Consider the following 21333-nt stretch of genomic DNA (forward strand, 5'->3'; position numbering starts at 1 on the left):
AGGAATCGGGCGGCAAGAGGCCGCCCAGTTAAATCACCGGTCTATTCCGCGAACATGGCGCACCGAACAGGCGCTGCCCGGCCTCACGGCCAGGCCAGACCGGATCAGTAGAACATCATCATGTTGTTCTGGATGATGATGCGCAGCGCATAAACCGCGATCAGCACCAGAAGCGGCGCCAGATCGATCCCCTGCATATTGGGCAGCAGGCGACGGATCGGCGCATAAAGGGGCTCAAGGATGCGGTTGAGACCATACCAGATCTGCGCCACGAACTGCTGGTTCAGGTTCAAGACCTGGAAATTGATCAACCAGCTCATGATCACATGCGCGATGATGAAGAACCAGACGATGTCCAGGATCAAAAGCAGGATTTGAAACAGCGATAACATCCTATTCCCCTATGTTAGCCAGCGTAACAGGTAAGCAGCCGGGTGCAGATGCGCAAGGCTTCCGCGAGGTTGCGGTTGACGGGCGGTAAATGGGTGGCAACACGGGCACATCGCAAAGGAAAGACCGCCATGTTTCCCATCGTCCGCCTGCTGAAAGATCTGTTTGTCGCCAGTCGCATGAACCCCCTGCCGCTCACGGCCGTGCACCGCTCCAGCCATATCTGCTGGCCCTGGGATCTGGATATCTGGCTGGAGCTGAACAACGGCCGTGCCATGACGCTTTATGATCTGGGGCGCACCATGCTGGCGCAGCGCGTCGGGCTGATCGGCGCGCTGCGCCAGAACCGTTGGGGGATGACCGTGGCGGGCACCTCGGTGCGCTTCCGCCGCCGTATCCGGGGCTTTGAACGCTTCGAGATGCGCAGCCGCGCGGTGGCCTGGGACGACAAGTTCATCTATCTGGAGCAATCCATGTGGAAAAAGAACGGCGAATGCGCCAGCCACGTGATGCTGCGCACCGCCGTCACGGATGCAAAGGGCATCGTCCCCCCGACAAAGGTGCTGGCGGCCGTCGGTCAGGGGGACGCCGAAACCCCGACAATGCCCGAGTGGATCGCAGCCTGGTGTCAGGCTGATGCCACACGCCCCTGGCCACCGATGGCTGAGACGCAGGATGGGCTTGCTTCGTAATGCCAGCACCTGTCTTATCGGCAACAACAAAAGGTCGGGGGGATGGGCGACATGTCTGAGGTGTCACAGAAAAAGCGGATCTGGGGGTGGTGGTTCTTTGATTGGGCCAGCCAGCCCTATCACACGCTGCTTGTAACCTTTGTCTTTGGCCCCTTCTTTGCGGCCGTTGCCGCGCAGCATTTTCTGGGCCAGGGGCTGGCCGAAGAGGCCGCCAAGGCGCAGGCACAGACCATCTGGTCCATCGGCATGACCGTCACCGGGCTGCTCATCGGCTTTGGCGCGCCATTTCTGGGCGCACTGGCGGATATTTCGGGGCGCAAGATGCCCTGGATCATGGTGTTTTCCATGATGTACCTGATCGGCGCCTGGGGACTTTGGTACATGGATCCGGCAGGCAGCAACCTGTGGTGGATGCTGATCAGCTTCGGCTTTGGCTTTATCGGCGCTGAATTCGCCCTGATCTTCGTCAACGCGCAATTGCCGTCGATGGGCAGCAAGGAAGAGGTCGGCGCCATCTCCGGCTCTGGTTTCGCCTTTGGCTATCTTGGCGGGGTGATCGCGCTCTTTATCATGCTGCTGCTGTTCGTGGAGCAAGGCAACGGCAAGACCCTGATCGGTCTTGATCCCATTCTGGGGCTTGATGCCGAAGCAAAAGAGGGGACCCGCGCCGTCGGCCCGGTGACCGCCATCTGGTTCGCCGTCTTCATGGTTCCCTATTTCCTGTGGGTGCATGACAACCACGCCACCGGTCAGCGTGGCAGCATGGGCCGGGCGGTTCGGATGGTAATCAATCTGGTGGCCGGGCTGCGCCACCGCGCCAGCCTGACCAGTTACCTCGTCTCCTCGATGCTTTACCGCGATGCGCTCAATGGGCTTTATGCCTTTGGCGGTGTCTATGCGAGCCTGGTTCTGGACTGGTCGATCACCAATATCGGTATCTTCGGTATCATCGCCGCGATCTCGGCGGCCCTTTTCAGCTGGCTGGGCGGCAAGGCGGACAAACGCCATGGTCCCAAGCCGGTGATCATCGTCGCCATTCTGGTGCTGATGCTGGTCTGCATTACCGTGGTCTCCATGTCGCGGGAGCAGTTCTTTGGCGTCGCACTATCCGAAGGTTCTTCCCTGCCCGATGCCGTATTTTTTGGCTGCGGCGTTCTGATCGGCGGTTTCGGCGGAATCCTGCAATCCGCCAGCCGCAGCCTGATGGTGCGCCACACGGATCTCGCCAAAGCCACGGAAAGCTTTGGACTTTATGGGCTTTCCGGGCGCGCGACTGCTTTCCTCGCGCCCGCGCTGATCGGCATTGCAACCACAATCACCGGCAGCGCCCGACTTGGTATCACTCCCGTCATCGGGCTTTTTGTTCTAGGCTTGATTCTGTTGAAATGGGTTGAGGCCGAGGGAGACCAGACGTGAGACTGCTGTTTGCAACGCTTGTCGCGATTGCCGGGCTGATCGGGCCAGTTGCGGCGGAAACCCCGGCCAAGCAACTGTTCGGCGCCAAGGCGGTCGGATCCCAGCAACGGCCTGCACCGCTTGGCTCTTATGCCAAGGGCTGCGTCGCGGGGGCCGTGCAGCTACCCGAAACCGGCCCGACCTGGCAGGCCATGCGCCTGTCCCGCAACCGCAACTGGGGCCACCCCGAAACGGTTGATTTTATCCGCGACCTCAGCACATTCGCGGCCCGCCAACCGGGCTGGAAGGGGCTTTATATCGGCGACATCAGCCAGCCCCGCGGCGGCCCGATGCTGTCCGGCCACCGCAGCCACCAGATTGGCCTTGATATCGACATCTGGATGCGTCCGCCGGACCGGCTGAACCTCAGCCGCGCCCAGCGCGAAAAGGTCTCCTCGATCTCCATGCGCCGGGCCAAGGGCGCCTTTGTGAACAGTGACTGGACCCGTCAGCATCACGAGATCCTCAAGGCCGCCGCCAGCGACAAACGCGTGGCGCGGATCTTTGTCTTTCCCGGCGCCAAGGTGCAGATGTGCAAGGATGCCAAGGGCGACCGGCGCTGGCTGCGCAAGATCCGCCCCTGGTGGGGACATCACTATCATTTCCACGTGCGGCTCAACTGTCCACGCGGCGCACGCGGCTGCGTCGATCAGAACCCGCCCCCGCGCGGCGATGGCTGCGCCGATGCGCAGAAATGGGTCGATGACATCCTGAACCCGCCGCCGCCCAAGCCGCGCGATCCCAATGCGCCAAAGCCCAAGCCGCGCCGCGACTACACGATGAAGGATCTGCCCCGGCAATGCGCCGCAGTCCTGCAATCAGATTAAGCCTTGCCCTCATGGCTGCAGCTGCGCTGGCCGTGGCGACCTACGCAGGCGCCCGCGCCGGGCGGGTGTCGGCTGAGGCGCGGCTGATCGGCAGCTATACCTGGGCGCCCCCGGTGCAGCCCGAAAAACCCTGGTTCGGCGGCTTTTCCGGCATCGAGATGGGCAAGGACGGCCGCTCCATGATCCTGCTCAGCGACCGGGCGCATCTGGTGAGGGCCCGGATCAATCGTACAGAGGGCAGGATCACCTCGGCGCGCGTCACCAAAAGACGCAGCCTGCGAGCCTCGACCGGTCGTATCCTGCAAGGGCGCATCGTCGACAGCGAAGGGCTGGCCGTTGCCCCCGATGGCAGCCTTTATATATCCTTCGAAGGGGTGTCGCGCGTGGCGCATCACCAGCGCGGTGGCAGTCGGGCGGAGGTCCTGCCCCGCCCCAACGCTTTCCGACAGATGCCCGCCAACAAGGCGTTGGAGGCGCTGGCCATAGACGGCGCCGGTCACCTCTACACCCTGCCGGAAAACGCCCCGGACAAGGACGGAAACCTGCCGGTCTGGAAGTGGGACGGCAGTGAATGGAGCCAGCCGTTCAGCCTGCCCCGGCGTGGAAGGTTCATGCCGGTGGGGGCGGATTTCGGCCCCGACGGGCGGTTCTACCTGCTGGAGCGGAACTTCCTGTTCTTCGGCTTCCGCAGCCGCCTGCGGCGCTGGGATATCACCGAGGACGGGCCGCAGAACGAAACCACCCTGCTGCAGACCGCGCTCGGCGCCCACGACAATCTCGAAGGGGTGTCAATCTGGCGCGACGCAGCGGGGGTCTTGCGCGCAACGATGGTCTCTGACGATAACTTCCTGTCAGTGCAGCGCACCGAACTTGTGGAATACAGCCTACCCGATTGACCCCGGCTGCTGCCGCATACCACTGCGCGACAGGACGCGCCCGCAGCGTGCCCTGTCTTGCCAATAGCGTCAAAAAGGACTAACTGGCCCGATCCTTAGCGCAGTTGCCCTGCGCCGGGTACATTCCACAAGTCTCCGCTACCTTGTCAAAACGGACCAGTTACATGACACGTTCCTATTTTCCCGGCATTCTTGCCATGGCCGCCGTCGTTGTGGCCTCCAACATCCTGGTGCAATTCCTGTTCGGCCAATGGCTGACCTGGGGCGCCTTCACCTATCCTGTCGCCTTTCTCGTCACCGATGTGATGAACCGCGTCTATGGCAAGGGTCCGGCGCGCCGGGTGGTTCTGGCCGGTTTCGTCGTCGGGGTGATCTGCTCGCTGATCGGCACTCAGATCATGGGCGAATTCGGCCCGCTGGTGACCCTGCGCATCGCGATTGGCTCGGGCCTTGCCTTCCTCACCGCGCAATTGCTGGATATCTCGGTCTTTTCCGCCCTGCGGGGTGGCAAATGGTGGCGTGCGCCGCTGGCCTCGACCCTGGTTGGCTCCAGCGTCGATACCGCGATCTTCTTTTCCGTGGCCTTTTCCGGCACGCTCAGCTGGATCGAACCGGCCAATGACGTCTCCTGGGCCGGTGAAATGCTGCCGCTGCTGGGCAGCGGTCCGGTGGCGCCGCTCTGGGTCTCGCTCGCCCTGGCAGACTGGATGGTGAAACTGGCGCTGGCGCTGCTGGCGCTGATCCCCTTCCGGCTGATCGTCAAACGGCTCACTGCGGTCCCCACCCTGTAGGGATCGCCCAAAAGGGCCACCTGCCAAGAAATCAGACACGCTTCGCCGCCTTTTCCCGATTGCCGCAATTTTTGTTTGGCAGATCGGAAATTCCGTGCAACGCTCATTGGTAACGGAAACAGAAATGTAAAGGAGGTGATCCAGTGTCAAGAAAGGTATTGGCGCAAGGTGTTGGAACAACCGGAGGGTCCGCCTGCTGAGGCAGCCCTTTGCTGTGTGGTCCTATCGGCTGGCCTGCAATATGCAGATCTAACCGACCCGACCTCCTGAAAACTTTCGAAGGGCCGTCCCGCAAGGGGCGGCCCTTTTACCTTGCCGCCTTTTACCTTGCCGCAAGCCGCTGTAGGCTTTGGCCGTTATGATACGGATCGACAACGATATCGCCCTGCAGGACTGGGAAATCACCGAAAGCTTCATCCGCGCCTCTGGGCCGGGTGGGCAGAACGTGAACAAGGTGGCCACCGCCGTCGAACTGCGCTTCGAAGCCGCGCGCTCGCCCTCGCTGACACCGGCGGTCAAGGCGCGCCTGAAACGTCTGGCCGGGCGGCGCTGGACCAAGGAAGGCGCCATTATCCTGCATTGCGACGAAACCCGCTCGCAGCAGCGCAACCGCGATATCGTGCGCGACAGGCTCGTTGATCTGGTGCGCCAGGCACTGGTGGCGCCGAAACGGCGGATCGCCACCAAACCGACACGCGGCTCGGAGCGCCGCCGCCTGGAGGCCAAGAAACAGCGCGGCCAGATCAAGGCCGGCCGTGGCAAGATCGACCCGGACTGATCTCGCATTGCACCTGCCCAAATCGCTGTTAAAGCTATCAAAACGAGATTTGGGAGATAACGAATATGCGGCTTGCAGGAAAAACAGCGATTGTCACGGGTGGTGCCTCGGGATTTGGCGCGGGCATTGTAGAAAAGTTTCTGGCCGAAGGGGCCAAGGTGATGATTGCGGACATCAACGGGGATGCCGCAGCCGCCATGGCGGCGGATCTGGGCACGAATGCCATCGCGCAGGCAGTGGACGTTGCGGACGGTGGATCGGTCGATGCCATGGCAGAGGCCGCCCTGACCGCCTTTGGCCAGGTGGACATTCTGGTCAACAATGCCGGTGTAACACACCTGCCAACCCCACTGGATGAGGTGTCAGAGGAAGATTTTGACCGGGTGTTCAACGTGAACATGAAATCGGTCTACCTGACCGCCCGCGCCCTGGTGCCGCACATGAAGAGCCGCAAAACCGGCGCCATCCTCAATGTCGCCTCCACTGCTGGCGTGTCGCCGCGCCCCAACCTCAACTGGTACAATGCCTCAAAGGGCTGGATGATCACCGCGACCCGTACCATGGCGGTGGAGCTGGCCCCCAGCGGCGTACGCGTCAACGCGATCAACCCGGTGGCCGGTGAAACGCCGCTGCTGAAATCCTTCATGGGCGAGGACACTCCCGAGGTGCGCGCCAAGTTCCTGTCGACCATCCCGCTGGGCCGGTTCTCCACGCCCGAGGACATGGGCAATGCCGCCTGTTTCCTGTGCTCGGACGAGGCCAGCATGGTCACCGGTGTCGCCATGGAAGTGGACGGCGGTCGCTGCATCTGACCCCGCGCAATCACCACTCGGAAACGACACGTCAGGAGAGCCGCCATGCGTCCCGGACCCCGCAACCTGATCACCGACGTGCCCGGCCTGCTGGTCGGCAATGCAGCGGATGATGACCTGAAATCAGGCACCACGGTGCTGACGGCCAAGGACGGCCTGACGGCCTCGGTTCACGTCATGGGCGGGGCCCCGGGGACGCGGGAAACCGATCTTCTGGCGCCCGACAAATCGGTTGCCAAGATCGACGCGCTGGTGCTGTCCGGCGGCTCTGCCTTTGGCCTTGATGCTTGTTCCGGCGTGGTGGATGCGTTGCGCGCAGCGGGCCGGGGATTCCGGCTGGGACCGGCGGTGATCCCGCTGGTGCCCGGCGCCATCATCTTTGACCTGCTGAACGGCGGCAACAAGGACTGGCAGGACAACCCCTATCGCGCCCTTGGCCGCGCCGCGTTCGAGGCCGCAAGTGAGGAGTTTGCCATCGGCACCGCCGGGGCAGGCACCGGCGCACTGACCGCCATGGTCAAGGGCGGGCTTGGCTCGGCTTCCTTCGTGCTGGACTGCGGTGTCACCGTTGGTGCCCTTGTCGCAGCCAACCCGATGGGCGCCGTGACCACGCCGGGGGATCGCCATTTCTGGGCCGCCCCGTTTGAGGTGGATGGCGAGTTCGGCGGTCTGGGACCGGACCCGAGGGGTGGATTGGGTCAGGCGCTGAACAGCCGCAAGATGCAGACCATGCGGGCGCAGGCCGGGGCCGAACCAATCCCCGAGGAGCGCGGCAACACCACCATTGCCATCGTCGCCACCGACGCCGATCTGACCAAGGCGCAGTGCCAGCGCATGGCCACCGCCGCCCACGATGGCATTGGCCGTGCCACCGTTCCCGCCCATGCGCCGGGCGATGGCGATCTGGTCTTTGCCGCCACCACCGGCGCCCGCCCTCTGGCATCGCCCGAGGCCGAGCTGGGCCAGATCGGCCATGCTGCGGCGCTGTGCCTCAGCCGCGCCATCGGTCGTGCAATCTATAACGCAGAGCCCGCCGACGGCGACCTTTTGCCCTGCTGGAGCGGTGCGTCCGGCACCCTGTCGCAGTAGCAAGATCACGCGAACTTGGGGCGGCGCGTCAAAACGTCCATTGACTATGCGCGCCAAAGACCTCGTATTCCCTACAGCCAACTCAAATTGGAGCAAGCATATGAAACGTCTGATGTCCGCCGCCGTAATTGGCCTTCTCGCCGTCCCCGCCTTCGCCGAAGGCGATGCCGCCAAGGGCGAAAAGGGATTCAAGAAATGCAAATCCTGCCACATGGTCGTCTCGGACAGCGGCGAAACCATCGTCAAGGGCGGCAAGACCGGGCCGAACCTCTGGGGTGTCGCTGGTCGTCCGGCAGGCAGCTACGAAGGGTTCAAATACGGTAGCGACATGACCGCCGCCGGTGAAGCAGGCCTGGTCTGGACCGAAGAGAACTTTGTCGCCTTCACCCACGATCCCCGTGCCTTCCTGCGCGAATATCTGGACGACAGCGGCGCGAAATCGAAAATGTCCTTCAAGCTGAAAAAAGGCGGCGAAGACATCTACGCCTTCCTGGCCTCGCACGGACCCGCCGCCTCTGAATAAGCGATAGGCGCGGATTTAATCACTACAGGCCGCGGCCCAAGGGGCGCGGCCTTTCGCGTAATTGCGCTTGATCGTGTTTGCGAATAACGAATTGAAGATGCGGTGAGCGGACCCTTGTCCAAAGCCGCTGACGGGAATTGAAACGGACCTGAACCCGCGATGACTCATCCGATCCCGGCCTGGGTGAACGGCGAACTGACGCCGGTTGAAAAGCTTGCGGCCCATGAACAAGGGCTGAAGCACAAGGCCGTGTCGGTCTTCGTGGTCAAAGGCACCGAAATCCTGATGCAGCGCCGCGCCATGGGCAAGTATCACACCCCCGGCCTGTGGGCGAACACATGCTGCACCCATCCGATGTGGGACGAGGCCTCCTCCGCCTGCGCCGTGCGTCGCATGGGCGAAGAACTTGGCATCACCGGCCTTTACCCCGAATTCCGCCACCAGCTGGAATACCGCGCCGATGTCGGACACAGCATGATCGAACACGAGGTGGTCGATGTCTTTCTGGCCCATGCCCATCGGCCGCTGAACCTGGAGCCCAATCCGGACGAGGTGATGGACACGCGCTGGATCGACTATCACGACCTGATCGCAGAGGTGCAGCGCCACCCCGACCGGTTTACCCCTTGGCTGAAGATCTATCTTGGCAACTACGCCGATGTCATCTTTGGCCCCGATCTGATCATCGCCGCTCAGGATTGAGCCTGCACAGACCGGTGCCCGGGTCTGTGCCTTCGGGGTGAGTCAGCGCGCACTTGCTCTGATCAGATGAAGCATGTTTTCTAGGGCACCAGACCGAACAGGAGAAACGCGGAATGACCCTTCTCATCGCAGGTGGCGGCATTGCCGGCCTGACACTTGGATTGACGCTGCACCAGATCGGTGTGCCCTTTCACATCTGCGAATCCGCGCCCGAGCTGAAACCGATGGGGGTTGGCATCAACCTGCAACCCAATGCGGTGCGGGAACTCTTGGATCTGGGGCTGGAAAAAGAACTGGACGCCATCGGAGTGCGCACCCGGCAGCTGGGGTTCTACACCAAGCTGGGCAAGACGATCTGGGAAGAACCGCGCGGCATGGATGCAGGCTATGCCTGGCCGCAGTATTCGGTGCACCGCGGCGCCCTTCAGATGATGCTTTATGAGGCGCTGGTGGCCCGCGCCGGTGCAGATTGCATTTCGACCGGTGCCCGCGCCACCGGCTTTGAAACCACACCCGAGGGCGCCGTGCTTTTGCTCGACGATGGGCGGCGTCTCGAGGGACGGTTGCTGATTGCGGCCGACGGCATCCACTCGGCCCTGCGCAAACAGATGTACCCGAACGAAGGCGAGCCGATCTGGAACGGCCGGATCCTGTGGCGCGCCACGACGCAGGCCCCGGTCTGGAGCGGTGGCGGCGCCATGGTGATGATCGGCCACAACGCCCTGCGCATGGTGGCCTATCCGATTTCGGACCCCGGCAACGACGGTCTGGCAACGATCAACTGGATCGCCGAGAAAAGCTTTGATCCGAGTGCCGCCTGGAAGAAGGAAGACTGGAACCGCGCGGCGGATATCGAGGATTTCGTCGGCGATTTCGAGGACTGGACATTCGACTGGATCGACGTACCCGGCCTGATCCGCGGCGCTGATGTGGTTTATGAATACCCGATGGTGGACCGCGATCCGTTGCCGAAATGGACCGACGGATCAGTGACGTTGATGGGCGATGCGGCGCATCCGACCTATCCTGTCGGCTCGAATGGGGCGAGCCAGGCCATTCTTGATGCCCGCCTGATCGGCGCCGAACTGCTGCGGCACGGGCTAACCCCTGCCGCGCTGGAAGCCTATGAGGCGGCGGTGCGCCCGCTGACCACCAACGTCGGCCTCGCCAACCGCAGCGCCGGCGGACCGGATGCGGTGCTGCAGATGGTCGAGGATCTCTGTGGCGGCGATTTCGAGACCGTCGAGGATGTGATCCCCATGGAGGATCTGGCCGCCCATGCGGCGAAGTACAAATCCATCGCCGGCTTCAGCATCGAGGAGCTGAACGCCCGTCCCCGCACGATTGCCGAAGGCGCGCAGCTGGACTGAACCACCTCGGCTGCTACAGGGGCGCTCCCGCCGCTTTCCCGTGTCATCAACGATGACGCGGTCTGCGTTGGGCTCGGCGGCGCACGATGTGCGCCGCGACAGGTTTTGCTGAGAAGCGTTTCAGGGGCAGGTCTGCCCTGAAAGCGCCTGTTCCAGTTTGGGACTGCGCCGAGTCGCCTCAAGGGTGCCCCCGCCTGCGGCGGGGCCGCTCGAGCGGCCCTTGACCCGAATCGGCGCGGGTTTGACCCGCAGGATCAGACGCCGATCACCGCCTGCACCGCCCGTTTCCAGCGACCGTAGGCGGCCTCTCTCTGGTCCGCCTCCATCGCGGGTGTAAACTGGCGATCCCGGGCCCAGGTTGCGGCAAAGCCGCTCTGGTCGGGATAAATACCGGCCTTCATGCCCGCCAGCCAGGCCGCGCCCAGCGCCGTGGTTTCCTGCATTACCGGCCGGTCCACCGGGGCGCCGAGGATGTCCGACAGGCTTTGCATGGTCCAGTCGCTGGCGCTCATCCCGCCATCGACGCGCAGGGTGACGCTATCTTCGGCGGCCTCCTGCCAGTCGGCGCGCATCGCCTCCCACAGATCGCGGGTCTGATAGGCGACGCTTTGCAATGCGGCACGGGCGAATTCCGCCGGGCCGGAATTGCGGGTGAGACCAAACATGCCACCACGGCAATCCGGTTCCCAATAGGGCGCGCCAAGGCCGGTGAAGGCCGGCACCAGGATCACGTCCTGCCCGGGGTCTGCCGAGGCCGCCAGCCCACCGGTTTCCTGCGCCGAGCCGATGATGCCCAGCCCGTCGCGCAGCCATTGCACTGCCGCACCTGCGATAAAGATCGATCCTTCCAGCGCATAGGTCGGCTGGCCATCCAGCTGATAGGCGATGGTGGTCAGCATCCGGTTGCGGGATTCAACCGGTGTCGCGCCGGTATTGAGCAATGCAAAACAACCGGTGCCATAGGTGGATTTCATCATGCCGGGCTGGAAACAGGCCTGACCGATGGTGGCCGCCTGCTGATCCCCCGCCACGCCGAGGATCGGGATTTCAGCGCCGAGATGCTCGGACGCAGCGATGCCGAAGTCTGCGGCGCAATCTTTCACTTCGGGCAGCATCTGCATCGGCACATCCAGAACCTCGCAGATCTCGGCGCTCCAGCCACCTTTGCGGATATCATACATCAGCGTGCGCGCAGCATTGGTGGCATCGGTCACATGGGCGGCGCCACCGGTCAACCGCCAGATCAGAAAACTGTCCACGGTGCCGAACATCAGCTTGCCCTCGGCCGCGCGACTGCGGGCGCCGGGCACAGTGTCGAGGATCCACTTGACCTTGGTGCCGGAAAAATAGGGATCGAGCAGCAGACCCGTCGTCTTGTGTACCAGATCGCCATGCCCGGCGGTCCGCAGCTCTTCGCAGATCGCCGAGGTGCGGCGGTCCTGCCAGACGATGGCCTTGTGGATGGCCTGACCGGTTTCCCGATCCCAGACCACCGTGGTTTCGCGCTGGTTGGTGATGCCGATGGCGGTGATATCAGATGCCGAAATGCCCTGTTCCGCGATCACCCGGCGGCAGACCTCCAGCGTGGAGGACCAGATCTCCTCGGGGTCGTGTTCCACCCAGCCGGCCTGCGGGAAATACTGCGGGAACTCCTGCTGCGCGGTATGGGCGACCTGCATCTCCCCGTCGAACAAAATCGCCCGCGTCGAGGTCGTGCCCTGGTCGATCGCCAGAATAAAACTCATCTCCTGCCCTCTCTCCTGTCTTCTGAGGGCAGACTTTAGACGCAAAAGTGTTAGCGCGACCAGACCCGACTAATCACTTAGTTGCGGAACCGCGATATTGTCGATCAGCCGCACCCCGTCGAGCCAGGCCGCCACCAGCAGCCGCGCGGGCCGGGTTGGCACCTGCAGAGGTGCCAGAGTATCGGCGCAGCGCAGATCCAGATATTCCACCTCGCCAAAGCCCACGGCCTGCAGGGCGGCACGCGCCTCAGGCTCGATCTGATCGAAGGTTTCCCCGGCAGCCAGACGATCCGCGCAGCCCGCCATGACGGGATAAAGCCGACCGGCCTTCTCCAAAGCCTCCGCCGACAGGCGCATATTGCGCGAGGACATGGCAAGACCAGAGTCTTCGCGTACGGTGGGGCAGCCTACGACTTCGATCGGGATATCGAGATCCCGCGCCATGCGGCGCACCACCATCAGCTGCTGAAAATCCTTTTCGCCGAAAAACGCCTTGTGGGCGCCGGTCTGCAGGAAAAGCTTGGCCACAACGGTGGCAACACCATCGAAATGTCCGGGCCGGAAGGTGCCCTCCAGAACGTCTGTGATACCTTCGACCGAGACCGAGGTGGCATAGCCATCGGGATAGATCTGATCGGGGTCCGGAACATAGACCACATCGACATCAAACGGCGCGAGTTTTTCGGCATCCGCCTGTTCGGTGCGCGGGTATTTGGCCAGATCCTCGGGGCTGTTGAATTGCCTCGGGTTCACGAAAATGGTCACGATGACCCGGTCGCAGGTAGCCTTGGCCGCCTCGACCAGCGACAGGTGACCGGCGTGCAGGGCGCCCATCGTGGGCACGACACCGACGAGTTCACCAGCGCGGATCCAGGTGGCATGTTGTTCGCGCAGATCCGCAAGGCGGCGCAGAATAGGAGCAGTCATCGTTTTGGTCAGTCCTTCTTGGCGCCGGGCGCCGCATCCGCGAAAACATGTTCAGCCGCCGGGAAGCTACGGCTGCGCACCTCGGTCGCGTACTCCTTGATCGCGGCCTCGGCCATGGGGGCAAGATCGGCGTAGCGTTTGACGAATTTCGGTTTGAAGGCGGCGAACATGCCCAGCATGTCATCCAGCACCAGAACCTGCCCGTCGCAGCCTGCCGAGGCGCCGATACCAATAGTCGGAATGACGATCTCTGCGGTGATCTGATCGGCCAGGACCTGCGGCACCTTTTCCAGCACCACGGCAAAGGCGCCAGCGTCGGTCACGGCGTGGGCATCGGCAATCACCGCCTCTGCCTGCTCATCGCGGCCCTGCACCTTGTAACCGCCCAGCGTGTTGATCGACTGCGGCGTCAGACCGATATGCGCCATCACCGGGATGCCGCGTTTGACCAGGAACCGGATGGTCTCGGCCATCTCGACCCCGCCTTCCAGCTTGACCGCGCCAGCACCGGTTTCGCGCATCAGCCGCGCCGCATTGCCAAAGGCCTGTGCCGGGCCTTCCTCGTAGCTGCCAAAAGGCATGTCGATCACCATCAGCGCCCGTTTCAGCCCCCGCGCCACCGCCTGACCGTGCAGGATCATCATCTCCATGGTGACGCCCAGAGGCGAGGGCAGCCCATGCAGCACCATGCCGACACTGTCCCCCACCAGAACGAAATCGCATGTGTCATCCATCAGCCCCGCCATCGGGGTGGTATAGGCTGTCAGGCTGACGATGGGATCCTGGCCCTTTCGGGCGCGGATATCTTCGGCCGTGATGGCCTTGGTCTGGAGGTTCGCGCTCATCTTCTTCCCACGTTGGTTTTGGGTTGCGGAGGGGTATCATTTCGCACCCGCAGCATCCAGTGCGCGAAATGTCTCCCCCCTGTCTCTTTCTGCCGCAACGCCAAAACGCGACAGGCTCTTGATTAACACTGCAAAATCAGGACAGACTTCTGGCAAGCCCGCCAACAAGGGCGTGTTTCCAACATCAGGGAGTTTCAAAGTGACATTCAGATCCATCCTCTTTGCCGCCGGTTCCGCGCTGGCGCTGAGCACCGCAGCCGCATGGGCCAAAGACAGCGTCACCATCGGTCTGCAGCTGGAACCGCCGCATCTGGACCCGACCAGCGCCGCTGCCGGGGCCATCGATCAGGTCCTCTACTCCAACGTCTTCGAAGGTCTGACCCGCTTCATGGGGGATGGCTCGGTTGTGCCGGGTCTCGCCAAAAGCTGGGACATTTCCGAGGACGGTCTGACCTATACATTCCACCTGCACGACGGCGTCACCTTCCATGACGGCACCACCATGGACGCCGAAGACGTGAAATTTAGCCTGGACCGCGCCCGCGCCGAAGACAGCACAAATGCGCAAAAGGCGCTGTTCTCGGACATCGCAGATGTCACCGTGGTTGATCCGATGACCGTCAAAGTCACGCTGAGCCAGCCCAACGGCAGCCTGCTGTTCAATCTGGCCTGGGGCGATGCCGTGATCGTAGCGCCGGAAAGCATCGAGGACATCAAGACCGCGCCGATGGGCACCGGTGCCTTCAAATTCGCAGGCTGGGTGCAGGGCGACCGCATCGATCTGGAAAAGAACGCCGATTACTGGGGCGCCCCCGCGAAACTGGACAAGGCCACCTTCAAGTTCATCTCGGATCCCACCGCCGCCTTTGCAGCCGTGATGGCCGAGGATGTGGATGCTTTTTCCGGCTTCCCCGCGCCCGAGAACCTGCCGCAGTTCGACGCCGATCCGCGGTTCCAGGTTCTGGTCGGTTCGACCGAGGGGGAAACCATCCTGTCGACCAACAACAAACAGGCGCCCTTTGACAATGTGAAGGTGCGCGAGGCGCTGGCCCATGCCATCGACCGTCAGGCCATCATCGATGGCGCCATGTTCGGATATGGCACTCCGATCGGCACCCATTTTGCGCCGCACAACCCGGCCTATGTGGATCTGACCGGTCAGTCCGCCTTTGATCCGGAAAAGGCCAAGGCGCTGCTGGCCGAGGCCGGTCTGCCGGACGGATTTGAAACCACCCTGCACCTGCCGCCGCCCTCATATGCCCGCCGTGGCGGTGAGATCATCGCCGCCCAGCTGGCAAATGTCGGCATCAAGGCCGAGATCATCAACGTAGAATGGGCGCAGTGGCTGGAAACCGTCTTCCGCGGCAAGAACTTTGGCCTGACCATCGTCAGCCACACCGAGCCGATGGACATCGGGATCTATGCCCGCCCGGAATACTACTTCCAGTATGACAATCCGGACTTCCAGCAGCTGATGACCGACCTGAACGGCACCACCGATCCCGATCAGCGGACCGCGATGCTGCAGCAGGCGCAAAAGATCATCGCCGACGACTACGTCAACGGGTACCTGTTCCAGCTGGCTTCTCTCAGCGTGGCAAAGGCTGATCTTCAGGGTCTTTGGGCCAATGCGCCGACACAGGCGACCGACCTGACTGCTGTCAGCTGGGCCGAATAAGCCCTGCCAATCTACCCCAACAAAGGGCGCGCTGCGGCGCGCCCTTTTTCATGCCCGCACCGTACTTTCACCCCTCCGTCGGCCAGCGGCTCGGACCAGACGGATTCGCATATCGAATCGTGAATGCCCTGAAGAAAAAATGGCTTTGATGTCTGCTGCTTAGCTCGGATTCCGCACGCTTCACGACGGCTGCGCGTTAGCCGCACAAAAGATGACCAAAATGGCGATTTTTCACGGCCAGATCACAAAAATAATAGCGCCAGTTTCACCCTCTGCGCTGCTTGCTCTGGACCGATCCCTCTGCTGATTCTAGCCTGTGTCACAATGATACAATATTCTTTCAAACGACTGCTTTCGTTGTGCCTCAGCCTCGCTGTGGCCTCTATCGTGATCTTCGCGGTGATCGAAATCGCGCCCGGCGATCCGGCATCCTTCATGCTGGGCATCAACGCCCAGCCTGACACCGTGGCGGCCCTGCGCAGTGAGCTGGGGCTCGATGAATCGAGGCTTCACCGTTACCTGACCTGGATCGGCGGCATGCTGACCGGCGATTTCGGCACCTCTTATACCTACCGCACCCCGGTGGCCGAGATGATCGCCGACCGACTGTGGGTATCGCTGCCGCTGGCGCTTTATGCGCTGGCGCTGTCGACGCTGATCGCCTTTCCCGCCGGGATCTATGCCGCCGCGCGGCGTGGGAAACCCGGGGACATGGCGGTGATGGGCGCAACCCAGTTGGGCGTCGCCATTCCGAACTTCTGGTTTGCGATGCTGCTTGTGCTTGTCTTTGCCATCAACCTGCGCTGGTTCAGCGCCGGGGGCTTTGGCGGCTGGGAAAACGGCATCTGGGCCGGGATGAAATCCCTGACCCTGCCCGCCATCGCGCTGGCCCTGCCGCAGGCGGCGATTTTGGCGCGAGTGATGCGCTCCGCCCTGCTGGATATTCTGGGGGAGGACTTCATGCGCACCGCTCGTGCCAAGGGTCTGACCCGCAGGCAGGCGCTGTGGCGGCACGGGCTGCGCAACGCGATGATCCCGGTGCTGACCATCATCGGTCTGCAGTTTTCCTTTCTGCTGGCCGGGGCGATCATCATCGAGCAGGTGTTCTACCTGCCCGGCCTTGGTCGGTTGGTGTTCCAGGCGATTTCCTCGCGCGATCTGATCGTGGTGGAATCAGTGGTGATGCTTCTGGTCTTTGCCGTGATCACCGTGAACTTTCTGGTCGATCTGGCCTATGCGCTGGTCGATCCCCGGCTGAGGAGCCGCACATGACCCCAAGCATTCCGACCTTCACTGGTCCGGCACAGCCAGACTGCGCCCGACCCTCCCCACGGGAGGACGCTTTGTTCCCTTCCAGGGACGGGCACAATCCTCAGTTCTCTAAACTGCAGGCCCGCACATGAGCCGCAGTCTAATCCTTGGCATATTCCTGTCCTCGCTGGTGGTTCTGGCGGCGTTGCTGTCCTTTGTCTGGACGCCCTTTGACCACACGGCGATGGCCATCCCGGACAAGTTGCAGCGGCCGAACGCCGTGCATTGGCTGGGCACCGATCACTTCGGACGCGACATCTTTTCGATGATCATGGTGGGCGCGCGCACCTCGCTGGCGGTAGCGCTGGTGGCCGTCGGTATCGGCATGGCCATCGGCATCCCGCTGGGGCTAACGGCGGCGGCGCGCAAAGGCTCTGTTCTGGACGAGTTGATCATGCGCGGCAACGATCTGGTCTTTGCCTTCCCGTCGCTGGTGATCGCGATCCTGATCACCGCCATCTTTGGCCCCGGCGCCATCAACGCGATCATCGCCATCGGCATATTCAATATCCCGGTCTTCGCCCGCATCACACGGGGGGCGGCCCTGTCGCTCTGGCAGCGGGAATTCATTCTCGCGGCGCAGGTCGCGGGCAAAGGCGCAGCGCGGATTTCAGCCGAGCATATCCTGCCCAACGTGGCGAACCTGCTGATCGTGCAGGGCACCATCCAGTTCAGCCTTGGCATTCTGGCCGAAGCAGGCCTCAGCTATGTCGGCCTTGGCGCGCAGCCGCCGACCCCCAGTTGGGGACGCATGCTGGCGGATGCGCAGACCATGGTCAGCTTTGCCCCGCATCTGGCGATCATTCCCGGATCGGCCATCGTGCTGACCGTACTTGGCCTCAACCTGATGGGCGACGGGCTGCGCGACTGGCTGGACCCCAAACTGCGGGAGGCCCGCACATGAGCCTGCTGAATATCACCGACCTGTCGCTCTCCATCGGCAGCCATCCGATCCTGAAGAACGTGACCCTTTCGGTCGCTGCCGGAGAGATCGTCGCCGTCACCGGCGAAAGCGGCTCCGGCAAATCCATGACCGCCTTTTCCGTCATGCAACTGCTGCCCGAGAGGACCACGATCCAAGGCCAGATCCTGCTGGAAGACACCGATCTGACCCGGCAAAGCGAAGCGCAGATGTGCGCCCTGCGCGGTCAATCTATTGGCATGGTCTTTCAGGAGCCTATGACCGCGCTCAACCCGGTCAGGACGATTGGCGATCAGGTGATGGAGACCATCCTGATACACGGCGCCATGACGAAACAAGAGGCCGAACAGCGCGCCCGCGACATGCTCGACCGGGTCGGTCTGCCTGCGGATCGCTTCCCGCTCAGCCGCTTCCCACACGAGCTGTCCGGTGGTCAGCGCCAGCGGGTCGTCATCGCCATGGCCATCGCCCTGCGCCCGAAACTGCTGATCGCGGATGAACCGACAACTGCGCTGGACGTGACCACCCAGGCCCAGATCCTCGACCTGCTGAAGGATCTGGTGCAGGAATTCGGCATGGGGCTGCTGATCATCACCCATGATCTGGCCGTGGTGGCGGATCTGGCCGACCGGATCGTCGTCATGCGCCACGGCGAAGTGGTCGAAACCGGGGAAACCGATTGGCTGCTGCACAACATGAGCCACCCCTATACGCGGATGCTCTTCGCCGCCTCCTCGCATCAGGTCACCCTGCCAACGGCCCCGGAACCGAAACCGCTGCTGGAGGTCAAGGGCGCCGTACGTGACTACCGCCTGCCGCGCAAATCACCCTTTGTGCCGCAGCAGCATTTCCGCGCCGTGAACGAGGTCACCTTTACCCTCAACCGCGGCGAGCGGCTGGGCCTTGTCGGCGAGTCAGGCTGTGGGAAATCGACCCTGACACGGGCAATTCTGGGGCTGGAGCCACTTCAGAGTGGTGAAATCCTGCTTGACGGGAAGCCGATTTCGACCGGCCACGCAGCCGAGGCGCGCCGCAAGATGCAGGTGGTGTTTCAGGATCCCTTTGGCAGCTTCAACCCGCGTCACCGGGTCGACCGGCTGATCACCGAACCCTTCTACAGCCAGCCCGATGCCCCCACCGGCAGCGCCCGCACCGATCTGATCGCGGAGACCCTGACCGCCGTCGGCCTGGGGCCGCAGGATGCGAACAAATACATTCACCAGTTCTCCGGCGGTCAGCGCCAGCGCATCGCCATTGCCCGCGCTCTGATCACCCGGCCCGAGCTGATCCTGTTCGACGAAGCGGTTTCGGCCCTTGATGTCTCTGTCCGTGCGCAGATCCTCGACCTGCTGGCCGAGCTGTGTGAGGCCTATGAGCTCACCTACCTGTTCATCAGTCACGATCTTTCGGTGGTGCGCACAATCACCGATCGCTGCCTGGTGATGCAGAAAGGCCAGATCGTCGAGGAAGGCGCCACCGAAGAGGTGCTGTCGGCGCCCCGGCATCCCTATACGCAGGCCCTGATTGCCGCCGCCCCTGTTCTGCCCGATCTGACGCAGGGAGCGGCATGAGCCTGACACTGTCCCTGATCCTGCCAAAGGAGCACGCGGTTCTGACCAGTGTTCTGGCGGGGTATTTCGAAGAAACCGCAAGCCAGGCCCGGATCGATCCGGGCGACAGGGCACGGCAGATGCTGCACCGCAAGGATGTCACCGCCTTCTGGGTGCTGAATGCCGGAAAACGCATCGGCTTTGCCCTGGTTCTGAACCTGCCCGACGACCGGCGCGAGCTGTCTGAGTTTTCGATCTTTGCCCCGCATCGCCGCCATGGCTTTGGCCGGGTGGCGGCAGAGATCCTGTTTCAGGAGTTTCCGGGGCGCTGGCGGATGGGCATTTCGGCCCAGTCCCCATCGGCCCTGGCCTTCTGGGGCACCTGTCTGAGCGTCCTGCCCGGGGTTACCGAGCTGCGCGAGGGCGCTCCTTTTACCGAGCTGCAAAGCAAAAGCTATTCCTTCCAGATTACAGGACCCACTCATGACTGAAAAAAACAATATCTGGTTCGATCCCAGTTTCTGCCTGATCGGCGGCAGCTGGCAGGCCTCGGCAAGCGGGGAGACCCTGCCACTGGTCAACCCGTCGAACGGCAACGAACTGTGCCGGATCGCCCGTGGCGGCGCCGAGGACATCGACGCCGCCGTGCGGGCTGCCGAAGCGGCGCTAGACAGCGGTTGGGGCCAGATGCCCGCATTGGAGCGTGGCCGTATCCTGTGCCGCATCGGCCAGCTGGTGCTGGAGCGGGTGGATGAGCTGGCCGCGCTGGAAGCAATGGATGTCGGCAAACCCCTGACCCAGGCCCGTGCCGATGCGGTGGCGCTGGCGCGCTACTGCGAATTCTACGGCGGCGCTGCGGACAAGGTACACGGGGAGACCATTCCCTATCTGGACGGCTACACCGTCTATACGCTGCGCGAACCGCATGGGGTCACCGGCCATATCGTGCCCTGGAACTACCCGATGCAGATCATCGGCCGCTCGGTTGGCGCAGCGCTGGCGATGGGCAATGCCTGCGTTCTGAAACCGGCAGAGGAAGCCTGCCTGACCGCGCTGGCCTTTGCCCAGCTGGCGCTGGATGCGGGCCTGCCGGACGGGGCGCTCAACGTGGTGCCGGGACTGGGCGCCGAAGCCGGCGCGGCTCTCACCGCGCACCCCGGCGTGCATCACATCTCTTTCACCGGCTCGGTGGCCACCGGCGCCCTGGTGCAGCAGGCCGCAGGCAAGAACGTGGTGCCGGTGACGCTGGAGCTTGGCGGGAAATCCCCGCAGCTGGTGTTTGACGATGCTGATCTGGATGCAGCGTTGCCGTTTCTGGTCAACGCGGGCATTCAGAACGCCGGCCAGACCTGTTCTGCCTCCTCGCGCATTCTGGTGCAGCGCGGTGTCTATGAAGAGGTCAAGACCCGCATGTCCGCCGCCTATGCAGAGCTGACTGTAGGACCGGCCCCCGAAGACCTGCGTTTGGGGCCGCTGATCTCGGCCCGGCAGAAGGAAATCGTCGAAGGCTTCCTGGCCAAGGGCGCGGATCTGACCGTGGCCGCGCAGGGGGTTATCGTTGACGGCGCGCCCGAGGACGGTGCCTATGTGCGCCCGACCCTGTTTGCCGATGTGCCCGCCGATCACGCGCTGGCGCGGGATGAAATCTTTGGCCCGGTGCAGGTGATGATCCCCTTTGACACCGAAGAGGAAGCCGTAGAGATCGCAAATTCCACCGACTACGGCCTCGTGGCCAGCGTCTGGAGCAGCGATGGCGCCCGCCAGATGCGGCTGGCAAAGAAGCTGCGTGCGGGTCAGGTCTTCCTCAACAACTATGGCGCCGGGGGCGGTGTGGAGCTGCCCTTTGGCGGTGTCGGCAAATCCGGCCATGGCCGCGAGAAAGGCTTTGAAGCGCTTTATGGCTTCTCCCAGCTGAAAACCGTCGCTGCCTATCACGGCTGACACAGCTCAACAGAAGAGGTTTTGCGCTGCGCTTTGCGCATCGCGAGGCCGCAGGCCGCGCCTTCGGCGCGGCCTGCGGGGCCCAAGGG

At 63.0% G+C, this 21333-nt stretch carries 22 protein-coding genes; 17 read left to right on the forward strand and 5 right to left on the reverse strand.

Annotated elements, in window-relative coordinates:
• Positions 1–104 precede the first annotated feature (104 nt).
• On the reverse strand, positions 105–392 hold the full coding sequence (locus SM763_RS05720; RefSeq protein ID WP_065272230.1) for a YggT family protein: 288 nt from the start codon (positions 390–392) through the stop codon (positions 105–107).
• A gap of 129 nt (positions 393–521) precedes the next feature.
• Between SM763_RS05720 and SM763_RS05725 the strand changes: the two genes are divergently transcribed.
• From SM763_RS05725 to SM763_RS05775, 11 genes are all read left to right on the forward strand, one after another.
• The gene (locus tag SM763_RS05725; protein WP_368997942.1) at positions 522–1082 is read left to right on the forward strand and encodes an acyl-CoA thioesterase; all 561 of its coding nucleotides are present in this window, start codon (positions 522–524) and stop codon (positions 1080–1082) included.
• A gap of 51 nt (positions 1083–1133) precedes the next feature.
• Positions 1134–2498 carry an MFS transporter gene (locus SM763_RS05730; protein WP_368997943.1) on the forward strand — a complete coding sequence of 455 codons (1365 nt, stop codon included), beginning with the start codon at positions 1134–1136 and terminating at the stop codon, positions 2496–2498.
• A gap of 5 nt (positions 2499–2503) precedes the next feature.
• Positions 2504–3364, forward strand: coding sequence for a penicillin-insensitive murein endopeptidase (gene mepA / locus SM763_RS05735; protein ID WP_274831758.1), 861 nt, complete (start codon positions 2504–2506; stop codon positions 3362–3364).
• Positions 3337–4260: an esterase-like activity of phytase family protein gene (locus SM763_RS05740; protein WP_368997944.1), complete on the forward strand. Its 924-nt coding sequence runs from the start codon at positions 3337–3339 to the stop codon at positions 4258–4260. The genes mepA and SM763_RS05740 overlap by 28 nt, the downstream gene beginning before the upstream one ends.
• A 164-nt stretch (positions 4261–4424) precedes the next feature.
• The gene (locus tag SM763_RS05745) at positions 4425–5051 is read left to right on the forward strand and encodes a queuosine precursor transporter (protein WP_274837931.1); all 627 of its coding nucleotides are present in this window, start codon (positions 4425–4427) and stop codon (positions 5049–5051) included.
• A 358-nt stretch (positions 5052–5409) separates the two neighbouring features.
• Positions 5410–5829: an alternative ribosome rescue aminoacyl-tRNA hydrolase ArfB gene (gene arfB, locus SM763_RS05750; RefSeq protein ID WP_368997945.1), complete on the forward strand. Its 420-nt coding sequence runs from the start codon at positions 5410–5412 to the stop codon at positions 5827–5829.
• A gap of 65 nt (positions 5830–5894) precedes the next feature.
• Entirely contained in the window at positions 5895–6641 is a 747-nt protein-coding gene (locus SM763_RS05755) for an SDR family oxidoreductase (RefSeq protein ID WP_368997946.1), read from the forward strand.
• 45 nt (positions 6642–6686) lie between these two features.
• The gene (locus tag SM763_RS05760; protein ID WP_368997947.1) at positions 6687–7730 is read left to right on the forward strand and encodes a P1 family peptidase; all 1044 of its coding nucleotides are present in this window, start codon (positions 6687–6689) and stop codon (positions 7728–7730) included.
• A 100-nt stretch (positions 7731–7830) separates the two neighbouring features.
• Positions 7831–8253: a c-type cytochrome gene (locus tag SM763_RS05765; protein ID WP_274829449.1), complete on the forward strand. Its 423-nt coding sequence runs from the start codon at positions 7831–7833 to the stop codon at positions 8251–8253.
• A gap of 159 nt (positions 8254–8412) precedes the next feature.
• Positions 8413–8955, forward strand: a complete 543-nt coding sequence (gene idi / locus SM763_RS05770; RefSeq protein ID WP_065272222.1) for an isopentenyl-diphosphate Delta-isomerase — start codon at positions 8413–8415, stop codon at positions 8953–8955.
• A gap of 113 nt (positions 8956–9068) precedes the next feature.
• Positions 9069–10325, forward strand: coding sequence for a flavin-dependent oxidoreductase (locus SM763_RS05775; RefSeq protein WP_368997948.1), 1257 nt, complete (start codon positions 9069–9071; stop codon positions 10323–10325).
• Positions 10326–10579: 254 nt separating this feature from the next.
• Here SM763_RS05775 and glpK read toward each other — a convergent pair whose 3' ends face one another.
• The 4 genes from glpK to SM763_RS05795 all read right to left on the reverse strand — a co-directional run bounded on the left by glpK (position 10580) and on the right by SM763_RS05795 (position 14058).
• Positions 10580–12070, reverse strand: a complete 1491-nt coding sequence (glpK, locus tag SM763_RS05780) for a glycerol kinase GlpK (protein ID WP_368997949.1) — start codon at positions 12068–12070, stop codon at positions 10580–10582.
• Between the two features lie 69 nt (positions 12071–12139).
• Complete coding sequence (panC, locus tag SM763_RS05785; RefSeq protein WP_368997950.1) at positions 12140–12997, reverse strand: pantoate--beta-alanine ligase; 858 nt, start codon at positions 12995–12997, stop codon at positions 12140–12142.
• An 8-nt stretch (positions 12998–13005) separates the two neighbouring features.
• Positions 13006–13842, reverse strand: a complete 837-nt coding sequence (gene panB, locus SM763_RS05790; RefSeq protein WP_368997951.1) for a 3-methyl-2-oxobutanoate hydroxymethyltransferase — start codon at positions 13840–13842, stop codon at positions 13006–13008.
• 36 nt (positions 13843–13878) lie between these two features.
• On the reverse strand, positions 13879–14058 hold the full coding sequence (locus SM763_RS05795; RefSeq protein ID WP_368997952.1) for a hypothetical protein: 180 nt from the start codon (positions 14056–14058) through the stop codon (positions 13879–13881).
• Between SM763_RS05795 and SM763_RS05800 the strand changes: the two genes are divergently transcribed.
• From SM763_RS05800 to SM763_RS05825, 6 genes are all read left to right on the forward strand, one after another.
• Positions 14042–15520, forward strand: a complete 1479-nt coding sequence (locus tag SM763_RS05800; RefSeq protein ID WP_368997953.1) for an ABC transporter substrate-binding protein — start codon at positions 14042–14044, stop codon at positions 15518–15520. The two genes, SM763_RS05795 and SM763_RS05800, sit on opposite strands and share 17 nt — an antisense overlap.
• Positions 15521–15844: 324 nt before the next feature.
• Positions 15845–16792, forward strand: coding sequence for an ABC transporter permease (locus SM763_RS05805; RefSeq protein WP_368997954.1), 948 nt, complete (start codon positions 15845–15847; stop codon positions 16790–16792).
• 127 nt (positions 16793–16919) lie between these two features.
• Positions 16920–17735 carry an ABC transporter permease gene (locus tag SM763_RS05810; protein ID WP_274831628.1) on the forward strand — a complete coding sequence of 272 codons (816 nt, stop codon included), beginning with the start codon at positions 16920–16922 and terminating at the stop codon, positions 17733–17735.
• Positions 17732–19324, forward strand: coding sequence for an ABC transporter ATP-binding protein (locus SM763_RS05815; RefSeq protein WP_368997955.1), 1593 nt, complete (start codon positions 17732–17734; stop codon positions 19322–19324). Before SM763_RS05810 ends, SM763_RS05815 begins: the two co-directional genes overlap by 4 nt.
• Positions 19321–19794 (forward strand): GNAT family N-acetyltransferase, encoded by a 474-nt coding sequence (locus SM763_RS05820; RefSeq protein WP_368997956.1) that lies wholly within the window; start codon positions 19321–19323, stop codon positions 19792–19794. The genes SM763_RS05815 and SM763_RS05820 overlap by 4 nt, the downstream gene beginning before the upstream one ends.
• Positions 19787–21244, forward strand: a complete 1458-nt coding sequence (locus SM763_RS05825; RefSeq protein ID WP_368997957.1) for an aldehyde dehydrogenase family protein — start codon at positions 19787–19789, stop codon at positions 21242–21244. Before SM763_RS05820 ends, SM763_RS05825 begins: the two co-directional genes overlap by 8 nt.
• Positions 21245–21333: the final 89 nt, after the last annotated feature.

Origin of the sequence: Pseudophaeobacter sp. C1-32P7 (assembly GCF_041008775.1) — a bacterium.
Lineage (GTDB): Bacteria > Pseudomonadota > Alphaproteobacteria > Rhodobacterales > Rhodobacteraceae > Phycobacter > Phycobacter gallaeciensis_A.